This window comes from Streptomyces sp. HUAS TT11, assembly GCF_051553595.1.
GTDB lineage: Bacteria > Actinomycetota > Actinomycetes > Streptomycetales > Streptomycetaceae > Streptomyces.
The window spans coordinates 3,760,821-3,775,242 of sequence record NZ_CP196184.1; the positions used below are offsets into that span (position 1 = coordinate 3,760,821).

The window sequence follows — 14,422 nt, forward strand, 5'->3', positions numbered from 1 at the left end:
ATTCGGGGGCCCCGCGACCCGGCGGCGCGGGACGCCCGCCGGGCCCGTCAGCCGAACCGCCCTGCCACGTAGTCCGCCGTGCGCTGGTCCTTCGGGGTGCCGAAGATGTCCTGCGTGGGCCCGTGCTCGACGATCCCGCCGGGGGTTCCCTGTTCGGCGAGGAAGAACGCGCACTGCTGGGAGACCCGGGCGGCCTGCTGCATGTTGTGGGTGACGATCACGACGGTCACCTGATCGGCGAGTTCGTGGATCGTCTCCTCGACGCGGCGGGTGGAGGTGGGGTCGAGCGCCGAGCACGGTTCGTCCATGAGCAGCACCCGGGGCCGCACGGCCAACGCGCGTGCGATGCACAGGCGTTGCTGCTGGCCACCGGAGAGTGCGCCACCCGGCTGGCGCAGTCGGTCCCTGACCTCCTTCCACAGGCCGGCGCGGGTCAGGGACTCCTCGACGAGTTCGTCCTTCGTGCGGCGGTTCGCGCGCGTTCCCGTCAGTCGCAGGCCCGCCACCACGTTGTCGTAGATCGACATGGCGGGGAACGGGTTGGGTTTCTGGAAGACCATGCCGATACGGCGCCGGGCGTCGGTCAGGCGTCGCTCGGGGGCGTAGATGTCCTCGCCCTCGAAGAGCACCTCACCCGCCAGCTGCGCGGCCGGAATCAGTTCGTGCATCCGGTTCAGGGTGCGCAGGAAGGTGGACTTGCCGCAGCCGGAGGGGCCGATGAGCGCGGTGACCCGGCCGGCCGGCATCGTCAGGGAGACCCGGCTGAGCACCTGGTGGCTGCCGAACCAGGCGGACACCGAGCGGGCTTCGAGGGTGGCGGGAGCGGGGACCGCGACCGTGGGCAGGGGCGGCATTGCTTCGGTGTCGATCAGGGTGTCGGTCACGTCGGGTACCTCGGTTCGGGGCGGGGCCGGTGCGGCGGTCACAGCAGGTTGGGCAGCAGTTCGGTGGTGCGTGTGGCGACCTGGAGGCCCAGCACCGCGACCAGGGGGGCGAAGACGATCCACGTCTGGTGGCGGCCCCAGCGGTGCCATGCCCACACCGCCGCGACGGACACGAGCAGCAGCGCCTGCAGCCACATCACCAGCGGCCACGGCACTCCGGCGGGGCGGGCGAGGGGCTCTTCGGACTGCGGCAGCGTGCCGGAACGGATGACGGCCGCCGGGGTCTGGAAGGGCGCGGAGACCAGGTCGGCGTCCACACGCAGGACGCCCCCCGGCATGTAGTCCGGGCCGGTCGCCGTGACCAGCACGAGCCGGCCCTTGCCCGCCGACAGGGGCGCGGGTGCCGGGTCGCCGGCCCGGCGCACGCCGAGGACCTGGTACGTCGCCCTGCCCTGGCCGGTGACGACCGTGAACCTGGTGCCCTCCTGGAGCCGGGCCAGTCCGGCGAACGGGCCGCCGTACGCGGCCGCCCGGCCCATCAGCACGCTCGTGCCCGTCTGGCCGGGCATCGGGGTGTCCCGGCGGTGTCCGGGGCCGTCCGTCATGACCGAGGAGTCGGTGCCCTCGAGGACGACCTGGGTCATGCCGAGCGCGGGGACGTCGATCAGCGCGACCGGGGTGCCGGGGGCCAGCAGCCGGCCCTCCTGGTCGGTCTGAGCCACCGGAGCGGTGCCCAGGGCGAGTTGGTTGCGCAGCTCGTCGAACGCGGTGTGCTGTGCGGAGTGTTCCTGGATGCCGCTGACCACCAGCAGCTGGGCGGTGATGCCGAGCAGCAGGGCGGCCAGGCTGAGCAGGGCGCCGCGGGCGAGGTGGCGGACGGCGGTGACGCTGCGGGCACGCGCCCGCAGCGCGGCCGGAGCGAACGTGGTCGGTACGGCGACGGTCACGGCGGTCCGCCTCCTTCGATGGTGATGAGGGTGTTCGGATACGGCCGGGGAGACCGCGGCGGCCGCGGTCTCCCCGGCAGAGGGCGTCAGGTGGACTTGATGGTGAAGTTGACGCCGTTCCTGGAGTTCACGGTCGAGGAGCCCGTGTAGTACGCGTGCATGGTGTGGTTGCCGCGGCTGAGCTTCGGCAGGGTGAGGGTCACCTTGCCGCTCTTCAGCGTGCCGGTGGCGATGACGTGCGAACCCGCGTAGATGCGCACGGTGCCGGTCGGGGTGGTGCCGGTCGCGGTGACCTTCACGGTGACCTTGGCACGGGAGGTGTGGCTGACCGACTTGGGCGCGGAGGTGCTCACCGACGGGGTCGCCTTGGTGATCGTCAGCTTGACGGTCGTGGAGGACGTGTTGAGCTTGCTGCTGCCGCCGTAGGAGACGGTCAGGGTGTGTGTGGCGACCTTGAGGTGGTTCGACAGGCCGATGGTGACCTTGCCGGAGCGGTCCAGGGTGCCGGTGCCGACGGTGGTGCTGCCGTCCTTCAGCGTCACCTTGCCGGACGCGACGGTGCCGTGCGTGCCGGTGACGGTGACGGCGACCTTCGGCGTCCTGCCGTACGCGGTCTTGGCGGCGGTCGCCTTGGTGGTGCTCGAGTACTTCACAGCGCCGGTCCACGTCGCGAGGACGCCGGAGCCGTTGAGGTTCGCGGCGCCGACCGAGGCGGTGTAGGTGCCGAGTGCCAGACCGCTGAAGGTGTACGACGTGGCGGTGGCCGGGACGTCCTTGACGGCCACGACGGCGCCGTCCGCACCGGTCAGCGTCACGCGGTAGTCGGTGACGGGCAGGCCGGTGGGGGCCGGAGCGGTCCAGCTCAGCTTGACGGACGCGTCACCGGGGGTGGCCTTCAGCGCGGGCTTGCCGGGCGTCTTGGCGTCGAAGGTCGACCCCTCGAGGCCGCCGAACTTCGCGTGCTTGCTCGGGTTGATCGAGCCGTTGTACGACTCGTTCACGAAGCCGAAGGCGGCGATGGTCTTCTCGGCGTCGTCGGACGCCAGCGCGGCGGTGTGGCTGCCGTTCGTGACAAAGACGTCGTAGAGGTCCTTGTCGAAGAAGATGCTGGTCGGGTCGATCGCCCGGCTGGGCACGACGTTGTAGACGTCGCGGCCGAAGGTGGCGTTCTCGTAGTAGCTGTTGAGGGGGACGAGGTGGCCGTTGGACGTGCTCACCGGCTCGGTCTCGCCGGTGTCGCCGGGCAGCTGCACCGCGGCCAGGTAGGCGCCGGCCGCGGCGGCGGCCTTGCTGTGGTCCGGGGCCACGCCGTTGTTCTGGGCGATCCAGCTGCCCACGGAGAACGGGACGAGGGCGCCGTCCTCGGTGACGGCGTCGTCGGCCTGGTTCTCCTGGACGGTCGGGATGGTCGGCGCGATCGTCGAGTCGCTGAGGCCGATCGCCGACAGGAAGAACTTGCGGGTGCCGGAGCCGCTCTGCGGGATCTTCGGGTGCACGGTCTGGCCGTCCACCACCGTGAGCGTACCGGCGTAGATGTCGTGCAGCTGATCGACCGACAGCTTGTGCAGGGCCGAGCCCTTGACTGCGACGCCGACCGCGTCCCGGGCGAACGGGATGTAGGTGAGTGCGGTACCCGAGGTGCTGGGGCCGCCGGAGGAGCGGGCGAAGTCGACCTGGCCCTTGATGGTGGTGCCGGTGCTGTTGGGCCACTTGTCGCCGGTCAGCGCCATCGTCAGCGCGATGCGGCCGTTGCCGGAGCCGTTGGGCCGCAGGAAGGACGGGCCGCCGGACCGGGTCCGGATCGAGGACGTGATGGAGCCGGTGCCGGGCTCGACCGCGTCGTAGGAGGCGATGCCGGCACCGCTCGGCGCCTTCACCGGGGCGTAGCCGACGGCGTCACCGGCGAGGGCGTTCAGCACGTCCTGCGTGGTGTCGGAGCCCACGCCGACGAGCTTGCGGAAGGTACCTGCGGGAGCGGGGTCGGCGGACGCCGGGGCGGCGAGGGCCAGGCCGCCGGCCACCACGGCCGCGGCTACAAGCGCCGCCGTAGAGCGCGTTCTGCGCATCGAGAGTCTCCTGACAGTTGTGCGCGGGATGCGTCGAATGGATGTGGCAGGGTGGAGCGAGCCGTCCGCCCCGACTGCCTTTCGGGGCGGGCGGCCGTCTGTGGGGAGCGCCCGGCGGGCGCTCCGGTGGGTCAGTCCCGGCCCGGTGGCAGCAGCTTCCGCAGCCGTTCGGGCAGGGTGACCGCGGGCACGACGGTCACGGTGCGGCCGCCGGGGAGCCGCACCCGCAGCGGCAGGCGCAGCCTGCTTCCGCCGGCGAAGGGGGCACCGACGGCCGCGACCGCACCGAGCGCGGCGCCCACCGGGACGGCGTAGCGCAGCGCGTTCGCCGGGTCGGCGGGAGTGGTGCCGAGGGCCGTGGTCTGCAGGGCCTTGCCGCCGCCGTACGAGGGCGCGCCGCTGGGCGTGGCGCTCGCGCCGGTGCCGGCCGGGGCCGCGGTGGCCTCCCCGGTGCCGCCGGTGGTGGCGCCGTCGCCCGTCGTTTCGTCCGAGCCGCCCACGTCACCGGTGCCGCCGGACGCTCCGCCGTCCGGGCCGCCCTCGTGCGAGGAGGACCCGGTGTAGTGGACCAGGGCGTCGGCCGCCTGGTCGGTCCGGGCGCGCAGCCGCTGTGACAGCGGGGCGTAGCCGGCGGGCAGCCGGCCCGGGTCGGCGCCGCTGATCTGCCCGGCGCCGGCCGCGTACCGCAGCAGGGCCGCGTAGTCCTTGCGGGCGGACGCGTCGATCTCGCCGGGGCGCACCGCGGCGTAGACCAGCTGCGCGAGCGGGTAGGCGCCCTTCTGGGCGACCTTGTCCGGGTTGATCTCCGCTACCCCGGAGCCGGAGGCGCCGGCGGCGGCCGCGGACAGCGACGCGGTGGTGGGGGCGACGAACGCGCCGGCCGCGTTGCGCAGCTTGGCGGTCTGCAGCCCGAAGCGGGTGGCGGAGGCCGCGTCGGTGACCGTGATCAGGAACCGGGAGCCGACGGTCTGCGGCCCCGGGCTCTTGTAGGTGGGCGGGTCGGCCAGGGCGTCCCAGGTGGACTTCCACAGCGTGTCGGTACGCCGGGTGCGCAACGCGGCGTCGTGCATGTCCGTCACGTACGGGTGGAAGTCCGTCATGCACTGCAGGGCGTCCTTGGGTGCCCCCGTGCCCGGGGGCACCGTGCACCAGCGGTCGTTCTTCGGGTAGTTGTCGGTGCGGGCCGGGTCGAAGGCGGCGCCGCTCGGGTTCAGATCCACGTTGGTGCTGTAGAACGGGTTGACGCGCATGCCCCAGTCGTCGGAGACACCCGCGAGGAACTGGCGGGCGTCCTTGTCGGACAGGACCCACTGCCACAGCGCACGGGCCGAGTCCGAGTGGCCGGCCGCGGTGAGCAGATCGGTGTCGGTGGCCGGGGTCTCGGCGACCGACAGTTCGGCGAACTCCGGGTTGAGCGCGATGAACTCGGGGTCGCTCGCCAGACCCGCCGGGTTGTTCTTCGCCCAGCCGTAGCCCGCGGCCGTCTTGTCGCCGAGCACCGCTCCCCAGGGGGAGTTGCGGTAGGACTCGGTCAGCAGTTTGGCGACCAGGCGGGGTGTGAGGTCGATGGAGTCGACCATGGTGCCGGCGAGCTTGCGCACGCTGTCCGGCGCCCCCGCCTTGGGCCTGCGTTCGATGGTGAAGCCGATGACGGCCCCGGAGAGCGCGACCGGCGCGTAGGTCGTCGTGCCGGGCGGCGCGGCCGTGCCTTCGTCCGACCCGAGGGCCCTGGTGGTGAACGCGAGACCGTCGGTCCCGTCCGTGCCGATCCGCTGACGGGCGTCGGGCTCACCGAGCTGGGTGTAGCCGTAGACCCGGCCGGCCGGGCACAGGGCCGTCTGCCAGCTGGTCATGGCGTCGGCGGCGAGCTCGCTGCCGATGGTCGGGCGCTCCTCGGAGCCGAGGGCGCAGTTGGAGCCGACCGCGTTGAAGCGGAGGGGGATCGCGATGCGGTTCCGCCAGTTGGTGGAGGAGACCGGGGAGCCCGCGTTCACCTGGCTCTGGTCGGCGTACGGCTTGCCGTCGAGGTCCAGGTGGCCCTGCGGGACGATCACCAGCCAGCAGGGGCGCGGCTCGGTGACGCCGTTGTGGCTGACCGGGATGCCGCAGCCCAGGTGCGGGGCCTCGTTGGCGGTCTGCACCTCGACGTACTCGTGTCCGTTGCCGTCGGCGCCGGTGCGGGCGAAGTCGACCTCGTTGGTGGTGTTGCGGTTGAAGAACTGGTTGTTCTGGGTGTCGCCGGTGATGACGGTGCCGTCGACGGACTTGAAGGGCACCTCGCCCTGGCCGAAGGGGTTGCCCGCCCCGTACCGGTCGTCGTCGCCGTAGTTGGTGGGGTCGGCGTTGTAGGTGATCTTGCGCGTGTCGTCGCGGTCGTTGCCCGGCCAGTTGTCCCGGCCGGTGACCGGGGAGCCGCCGAACTGGCACTGGGTGCGCGGTGGACCGGGGTTGGCCGGGACGGTGCCGTCGTCGTCGCCCCAGCACTGCATGATCTGCACGAAGTCGGTGTTGAACCGGGTGCCCGCGAAGGTGGTCGGGGTACCGCCGGACCAGGAGACGGTGATCGCCTGGCTGGTGAGGTGGGTGGTCTGGTCGACCGTGAACCTCATGTCCTTGAACTCACCGCGCCCGGAGACGGTGACGGCGGAGCCGTGGGAGGCCGCGGCGGTGGCGGGCGGGGCCGCCTGCGCCACGGCGAATCCGGCGAGGGCGCCGACGGCCGCTCCGGCGACCAGGCGCACGAGCGCGTTGCGCAGTCGTCTCATCGTCCGTCCCCGTCCGTGAGGCGGCCGTCCCGGGTGCCGGTGCGCGAGGCGATCGCGCGGGAGACCACGGAGGGCAGCAGAACCAGTCCGAGCAGCAGGAACGCGGCGAGCAGCATCAGGGTCTGGGTGCCGGTCCAGCCGTGCCTCCCGGCCACCGAGACCGGCTGGGCGAGGGCGACGGTGCCGCCCGCGACCGTGCTGCCGCCGGCGACCGCCGACGTTCCGTCCGGCGCGATGGTCTGCCCCGTGTCGGGGTCGACGGACGGTTGTGCGCCGCCACCGGAGCCGCCGGACGCACCACCGCCCGTGGCGGTGGTGCCGCCCGAGGTGTCGCCGCCCGTGGCCGAGCCGCCGTTCGAGCCGCCGCCGTTCGAGCCGCCCGAACCGGCGGACCCGCCGGCGTCCTTGGCGCCACCGCTGCCCGTGGTGCAGGGCGGGGCGCCCTTCTTGTCACAGGCGGCCGGGTAGGGCGCCGTCTCGGCCAGCTTGTTGCGGCCGTTCGTGGTGAACGTCGGGTTGTTGCAGCCGCGGATGTTGATGTTCTGCGCCTGCACCCCGGGGATGCGGCGGATCTGGTCGAAGCCCGCCTGGACCAGGTTGATCGGGAGCGGGGAGTAGCCGAGCTTGGGCGCCTGCTGCTGGCCCTGGCACATGAAGTAGTACGAGAAGGCGCCGAGCGTCCTGCCCTTGGCCTTGGTGAAGATGCCCTGCTCCTTGAGCGGCAGGATCATGTACGAGTAGCTGGACAGCGGGTAGTTGCGCTTGTCGGTGTCGTTGTAGACGCCCTCGAGCTGCTGGGTGAGGTAGTCCGGTGAGCTCTTGTTCGTGTTGATCCTGGCCTTGAGCAGCGACACCGCGACGTTCTGCGGGGTCGGCTCGGTGTAGTAGCCCGCGTGGTTGAGGACCTTCGCGACCGGATAGTGCTCGTTGAGCGCGTAGGAGTAGTTGACGTACCCGATCGCGCCCTCGCCGTAGTTCTGCGCCACGTAGCCGGCCACACCGAGGTCGCCGGACTGGGCGATCATTCCGGAGACGGTCGGGTAGTTCGAGGTCTGCCCGCAGGCGCCGGCGCGGCCGACCCGCCGGCAGTAGTCCTGCCACAGGCCCTTGTGCTGGTTGGCCATCCACATCGTGAACTGGGCCGTCGAGCCCGAGCCGTCGGAGCGGACCACGGGGACGATGGCGCGGTGCGGCAGTTGCAGGCCCGGGTTGTCGGCCTTGATCACCGGATCGTCCCAGGTCTTGACGACCCCGGTGAAGATCTTGGTGACCACGTCGCCGGAGAGCCGCAGGTTGGTGATCCGCTTGCCGCCCGCGGTCAGGTGGTACATGAAGACGGTGCCACCGGCCACGATCGGCATGTAGGCGTAGGAGCCGTCGCCCGGCCGTTCGGCCGCCGAGCCGTCGGTCGGATGGGTCTGGAACGGGATGTCCGAGACCGCGAAGTCGACCGTGCCGCTGAGGAACTGACGCCGGCCGTCGGAGGAGCCGTTGCCGGCGTAACTGATCCGCATGCCGTACTGGTTGACGGCGCGGCGCCATTCGTCGATGGCGTTCTCGGCCCAGGTGGAGCCGGCTCCGGCGATCGGGGTGTAGCCCCCGCCTGCGGCGGCCGCCGGCGGGGTCAGCGGGCCGCCCAGCAGCCCGACGATCATGGCGAGCAGTGCACCGAGGATCCCCGGCGCGCGCAGGCGGCGCAGAAGAAGAGGCAGGTGACGGCGCATCAGTGGGTGTCTCCGGGCTTCTGTCCGGGGTCCTCGTCGGTGGTGGACCCGGTAGGTCGGTCGAACGGGGCGGCTTGCGGATCGGTCTCGAACAACGTGAGGCCGGGGGCGTGCAGTTCGGCGAACCGGGCGGTGTCGCGGCGGGAGGCGCGGGCCGTGCGCCGCGCCTGCCGGCGGGTCTGGTGCCCGGGGCCGCGCCCGCCGATCACCCGGGCGATCGCGAAGAGCACCAGGACCAGCGCCATCAGGACGGCCGCCGCACCGAAGCCGCGGGCGATCATGGCGGGCTGCGGCGACTTGACGAAGTTGAAGACGGCGAGCGGCAGCGAGATCATCGGCCCGCTCGTCGGATCGGCGTTGAGTGCCGCGGTGAAGCCTGCGGTGAGCAGCACGGGCGAGGTCTCGCCGATGCCGCGCGCGGTGCCGAGGATGACGGCGGTGGCGAGTCCGGAGCGCGCCGTCGGCAGGACGACGTGCCACACGGTCCGCCAGCGCGGCGCCCCGAGCGCCTCCGCGGCCTCGGTCAGGTTGCCCGGGACCAGCCGGAGCACCACGTCCGCGGCGCGGATCACGATCGGCAGCATCATCACGCTGATCGCGAAGGAGGCCGCGAGGCCCGACTTCTGCATGCCGAGGATGAGGATCCAGGTGGCGTACACCATCAGGCCGGCCACGATCGACGGCAGCGCGGTCATCGCCTCGACGATGGTCCGTACGAACCGGGAGAAGCGGCCCGGGATCTGGTTGAGGTAGACCGCGCAGGTCAGGCCGAGCGGGACCGTGATCGCCAGGGCGATGGTGATCATGATGAGGCTGCCGAGCATCGCATGGAGGATGCCGCCGTGGGTGAGCGGGTCGAGCGGACCCGACGCCTGCATGTCCTCGGTGAAGAAGTTGCCGTGCGGCAGCGCCTCGCGCCCGCGCCAGGCGGTGAAGCCGACGACCAGGGCGAGCCCCGAGAACAGCAGCGTGGCCGCCGTCCACAGCACCACGGTCATCACCCGGTCGCGGACCGCCTGGCCGTTCTCCTCCAGGCCGGTGAGCACGGCGTAGACGGCGAGGAAGGCGAGGTACGCGGTGACCGTGAAGCCCAACACGCCCGAAAAGGGAGCGAGTTCGCCGAACAGCAGCACCGTGAGGCAGAACCCCGAGACGGCGGCGCCCGTCAGCGACAGCACACCCGAGCGGGTCGGGCCGCCGATGCGCCGGGGACGGTCGGGCAGTTCGGCGGCATCCGGGGCGGCCGGGGCCTCGACGGGTGCGGTCGTGGTCTCTTCTACGACGGTCATCTCATGCCTCGCTCTGCGCGCCGGACCGGGAGCGGGCCACGATGGAGGAGGCGGTGAAGTTGACCGCCAGCGTGAGCAGGAACAGCGCCAGGCCCGCCGCCATCAGCGCCGACATGCCGAAGGTGGAGGCGTCGCCGTAGTGCAGGGCGATCAGCGAGGACACCGAGTTGGAGCCGGTCTGCAGGATGTGCGGCTGGATCACGAAGACCGGGGAGATGATCAGGTAGACCGCGATCGTCTCGCCCAGCGCCCGGCCGAGCCCCAGCATCGTGCCGCCGATGATGCCGCCCTTGCCGTACGGCAGGACGACCGAGCGGATCATCCCCCAGCGTGTGGCGCCCAGTGCGTACGCGCCCTCGCGCTCGCCCGCCGGCGCCTGGGCGAACACCTCCCGCATCACCGAGCACTGGATCGGCGCCACCATCAGCGCGACGACGATCCCGGCGACGAAGGTGGAGGCGGTGTAGACGCTCTCGGAGGCCAGCGGTTCGCCCGGCTGGGTACCGTCCACCGTGAACAGGGGGATCCAGCCGAACCAGTCGGACAGCCAGCGCGACAGCCCGATCACGTGCTGCTGCAGGAAGAACAGCCCCCACAGTCCGTACACCACCGACGGGACGGCGGCCATCAGGTCGACCATCGTGACGAGGGTGCGGCGCAGCGGGCGCGGCGCCACGTCCGAGATGAACAGCGCGGTCCCGATGGCCAGCGGCACGGACAGCGCCACCGCGACGACCGCGATCAGCACGGTGCCGGTGAGCACGGCCGCGATGCCGAAGTGGTGGACGTCGGGCTGCCATTCGGCGGTGGTGAGGAAGGAGAATCCCGTGGCGCGCAGCGCCTGGGCGGCCCTGATGAGCAGGAAGAGGCCGACCGCCGCCATGATCGCCAGGACGACGACTCCCGTGGCCGTCAGCTGAAGGCGGAAGATCCGGTCACCCAGTCCCCGGGCCGCTCGCGGCCGGCGGGGCGCCGGTCTGTCGGACTCCGATCCGTCGGACTCCGGTCTGTCCGAATCCGTTCGGTCGGACTCATGGTGCGTGGCCGCCACGTGTGGTCCCCCCACTGTGGAAACAAATCTCCCCGCGCGTAGCCGGATGGCACCGCGCGGGGAGATTCAATGGCCGGATCGTGTCGGACCAACGCGTGGCACGTGGACAACCTGTGAATGCCGCATGTCTGTTCCGTACGCGAGTTGTGCGTATTTCGAGGTGATGGCCGCCCTAACCCGCCGCCACGTCCTGCCCGGCCGCCACGTCCTGGTCCGCCGGCCCCGGGTCCAGCCGGTCCACGTCCCGCGCCGTCCCCGAAACACCCGACAGAAAGCCCTGTGCGCGCGGTGACGCGTTCTGCGTCAGCCACGCCGGATCGATGTCGCACACCGACACCCGCACCTCCGTGCCGACCAGCGCCAGCGGCAGGGTGTGGACGACCGTGGAGGGGAAGCTGAGGACCGTCCGGCCGATGGGCCCGCGGCGGGCGATCAGTTCCAGGGGGAGGTCCGGGCGCACCACCTCCAGACCGGTCTCGACCGCCAGGGTGTGGAGTTTCTCCGTGCTCTCCCGGCGGTGGGCGAAGTAGCGCCGGGCGCCGTGCGCCTTGGCCAGGGCCTGGACCGCGTCGAGGTAGCGCCGGCTGTCCACCACGCCCGTCTCGACGAGGGAGGTGCCGACCAGGTCCGCACCCTTGGTGATGCGGGGCGGGCCGAACCGCGCCCGGGTCCAGGAGAAGTCGTTCGCCGTGACGGTGACCCCGGCCGGGGTCTCCTCGATCGGCATCGATGAGAAGACCTCCACCGTGCGCCGCCCGCTCGGCGTCAGACGGCGGCGCGCCGACGACGACACCGGCACGAGCATCAGCTCACGGACCCCCCGCCTGCCGCCCTTGCGGTGCCAGCGCACCAGGCGCTCGCCGCGGGCGAGTTGGGTGACGAACTCCATCGTCGCCGTGCCGTCGTCCACGACCACCAGGTCACGCGCCCGGCTCATCGTCAGCAGGAGCTGGACGTAACGGGAGAAGGGGTCCCCCATCACCACCCGGTGCGCGCGGCGCAGCAGCGGGAGGAGGCCGCCGATCGTCTGGAAGGGCGCGGCCGCACCGCCCCGCGCCTCCTCCCAGCGCACCTCGTAGCCCTCGTCGCGGGCCAGATCCGCCATACGGCGCAACTGTCCGCGCGTCATCGGGTCGTTCGGGGACAGCACCACGAGGGTGAGCACGTCACCCTCGGTGGTACCCGCCGCCCCCGGGCCGTCCGCCGGCGCACGCCCCGCTATGGACCGCCGGCCCCCCTGCGTGGGGATCGCCGCCGCCTGTCCGGGCACACCGCTCCCCGTGCTGCGGAGTGCGTGCGCATGGGCCCACTCCAGCACGTTGAGGAGCTGTACGGGGCTCTCGACAAAGGCGAGCGTGCGGTGGCCGGCGGTTCCGGCGCGAGGGCTCATCGGCGTACGACCGTCCCCTTATGTGGTCAGACCTGGACCGGCTCACCGGCGGCCGCGGCGATCTCCGCCTCCGCGACCGCACCCGCGACACGGCGCAGCTTCTTCATCGGGCCGAGCTCGGAGTCGTAGACCTTCTTCACACCGTCGCCCAGCGACGACTCGATGATGCGGATGTCGCGGACCAGGCGCTGCAGGCCCTGCGGCTCGACGGAAGCGGCCTGGTCGGAGCCCCACATGGCGCGGTCGAGGGTGATGTGACGCTCGACGAAGGTCGCCCCGAGCGCGACCGCGGCGAGGGTGGTCTGCAGACCCGTCTCGTGGCCGGAGTAGCCGATCGGGACGTTCGGGTACTCGCTCTGCAGCGTGTTGATCACGCGCAGGTTCAGCTCCTCGGCCTTCGCCGGGTAGGTGGACGTGGCGTGGCAGAGCAGGATGTTGTCCGAGCCGAGGACCTCGACCGCGTGGCGGATCTGCTTCGGGGTCGACATGCCGGTGGACAGGATGACGGTGCGGCCGGTGGCGCGCAGGGCGCGGAGCAGCTCGTCGTCGGTCAGGGAGGCGGAGGCCACCTTGTGCGCCGGGACGTCGAACTTCTCCAGGAAGGCGACGGCCTCGGTGTCCCACGGGGACGCGAACCAGGCGATGCCCTTCTCCTTGCAGTACTCGTCGATCTGACGGTACTCGTCCTCACCGAACTCCACGCGGTGGCGGTAGTCGATGTACGTCATCCGGCCCCAGGGGGTGTCGCGCTCGATGTCCCACTGGTCGCGCGGGGTGCAGATCTCCGGGGTGCGCTTCTGGAACTTGACGGCGTCGCAGCCGGCCTCGGCGGCCACGTCGATCAGCTTGAAGGCGTTCTCCAGCTCACCGTTGTGGTTGATGCCGATCTCGCCGCAGATGTACACGGGGTGACCGGGACCGGCGGTACGCGTACCGAACTGACGCAGACGGGAGTTGGTGCTCATGGCAGGGAGATTCCTTACTTGTCGAGGGAGTCGAGAGAGGGGCCGAGGATCCAGCTGGCGATCTCTCGGATCGCGCCGTCGCCGCCGGGTACGGTGGTGACCGCGCGTGCGGCGCCGCGCACGACGTCGTGGGCGCTCGCGACCGCCACGGGCCAGCCGACGAGGCCGAAGCACGGGAGGTCGTTGACGTCGTTGCCGACGTAGAGCACGCGCTCAGGCGCGATGCCCTGCTCCTCGCACCACTGCTTCAGCGCGAGGTCCTTCCGGTCGATGCCGTGCAGGACCGGGATCTGCAGCTTCCGGGCCCTGGCGGCGACGACCGGGTTCTGCTCCGTGGACAGGATGAGCATCGTCAGACCGCTCTTGCGCAGTGCGGCGATGCCGAGCCCGTCCCCGCGGTGCACGGAGACGAACTCGCGTCCGTCGGAGTCGATCAGCACCCTGTCGTCGGTCTGGGTGCCGTCGAAGTCGAGTACGACCGCGTCGATGTCGGCGCGGGTCGGAAGGGCGCCGGGCCGGGACGCGTCGAACAGCGGCGCGAGGGCCCGGGCGCGGGCCAGCTCGTGCGGGTCGTCGATCTCCAGCACGCGGGCCGGGTCGGTGCGCACGAGGTCGGTGCGGCCGAAGAAGCGGTGCCGGTGCTCACGCAGCCCGGCCGCGTCCATGGCGTAGGCGGCGCCGGTCTCCAGCAGGTCCTGCGGGCGGTCCTGGCGGCGCGGCCGGAAGGACTTGTCGTGGTTGATGCCGTAGCCGCCGCGGGTGACCCGGGAGTCGGCGACCTTGGTGCCGCCGCCCATCTCACCGGTGCGCTGCGCGCCGATGACCGGCACGGGCTCGTCCTCCGCGTCGCGCCAGACGAAGCCGTGGAACGGGGCCACGGTCAGGGCCGTGTCCGCACCGTTCTCGACCACCGCGGCGGCCACCCCGTCGACGTCCTCGCGGAGCAGGAACGGGCTCGTGCACTGGACCAGCAGCACCACGTCGACCGGCGAGCCGTGCAGCGCCTCGTGCACGTCCATGGCGTGCAGGACGGCGTCCTCGGAGGTGGCGGTGTCACCGGCGATCGCGGCCGGGCGCAGCACGATCTCGGCGCCGGCCTCACGGGCGGCGGTGGCGATCGCCTCGTCGTCGGTGGAGACCACGACATCGGTCACGAGACGGGCGGCCAGGCACTCGCGTACCGCGCGGGCCACCAGCGGCACGCCGCCGACCGGGGCCAGGTTCTTCGCGGGCACACCCTTGGAGCCGCCGCGCGCGGGGATCACCGCGAGCACACGGCGCACCGACGCCGTCTGTCCCGCTTCCGGGTTGGACATGGGCTGTACTCCTTGAGGTCCTTGG

10 protein-coding genes are annotated in these 14,422 nt (G+C 71.8%); all 10 read right to left on the reverse strand.

Annotated elements, in window-relative coordinates; all coding sequences use genetic code 11:
• Positions 1-47: 47 nt before the first annotated feature.
• Positions 48-854: a phosphate ABC transporter ATP-binding protein PstB gene (pstB, locus tag ACSHXN_RS16755; protein WP_355136210.1), complete on the reverse strand. Its 807-nt coding sequence runs from the start codon at positions 852-854 to the stop codon at positions 48-50.
• Between the two features lie 68 nt (positions 855-922).
• Entirely contained in the window at positions 923-1,831 is a 909-nt protein-coding gene (locus tag ACSHXN_RS16760; RefSeq protein ID WP_355136106.1) for a sortase, read from the reverse strand.
• Between the two features lie 86 nt (positions 1,832-1,917).
• Positions 1,918-3,897, reverse strand: coding sequence for an Ig-like domain repeat protein (locus tag ACSHXN_RS16765; protein ID WP_355136104.1), 1,980 nt, complete (start codon positions 3,895-3,897; stop codon positions 1,918-1,920).
• A 131-nt stretch (positions 3,898-4,028) separates the two neighbouring features.
• A complete protein-coding gene (locus tag ACSHXN_RS16770; protein WP_356111973.1) occupies positions 4,029-6,662 on the reverse strand; it encodes a hypothetical protein in 2,634 nt (877 codons plus the stop codon).
• Positions 6,659-8,386, reverse strand: coding sequence for a phosphate ABC transporter substrate-binding protein PstS (gene pstS / locus ACSHXN_RS16775; RefSeq protein ID WP_355136100.1), 1,728 nt, complete (start codon positions 8,384-8,386; stop codon positions 6,659-6,661). The genes ACSHXN_RS16770 and pstS overlap by 4 nt, the downstream gene beginning before the upstream one ends.
• Complete coding sequence (gene pstA / locus ACSHXN_RS16780) at positions 8,386-9,675, reverse strand: phosphate ABC transporter permease PstA (protein ID WP_356294544.1); 1,290 nt, start codon at positions 9,673-9,675, stop codon at positions 8,386-8,388. Before pstA ends, pstS begins: the two co-directional genes overlap by 1 nt.
• Position 9,676: 1 nt before the next feature.
• Positions 9,677-10,741, reverse strand: a complete 1,065-nt coding sequence (gene pstC / locus ACSHXN_RS16785) for a phosphate ABC transporter permease subunit PstC (RefSeq protein WP_356294547.1) — start codon at positions 10,739-10,741, stop codon at positions 9,677-9,679.
• Between the two features lie 157 nt (positions 10,742-10,898).
• Positions 10,899-12,116: a hypothetical protein gene (locus ACSHXN_RS16790; protein WP_356111969.1), complete on the reverse strand. Its 1,218-nt coding sequence runs from the start codon at positions 12,114-12,116 to the stop codon at positions 10,899-10,901.
• A 26-nt stretch (positions 12,117-12,142) separates the two neighbouring features.
• Positions 12,143-13,081, reverse strand: a complete 939-nt coding sequence (locus tag ACSHXN_RS16795; protein WP_345549601.1) for an N-acetylneuraminate synthase family protein — start codon at positions 13,079-13,081, stop codon at positions 12,143-12,145.
• A 14-nt stretch (positions 13,082-13,095) separates the two neighbouring features.
• Complete coding sequence (locus tag ACSHXN_RS16800) at positions 13,096-14,397, reverse strand: cytidylyltransferase domain-containing protein (protein ID WP_438303294.1); 1,302 nt, start codon at positions 14,395-14,397, stop codon at positions 13,096-13,098.
• Positions 14,398-14,422: the final 25 nt, after the last annotated feature.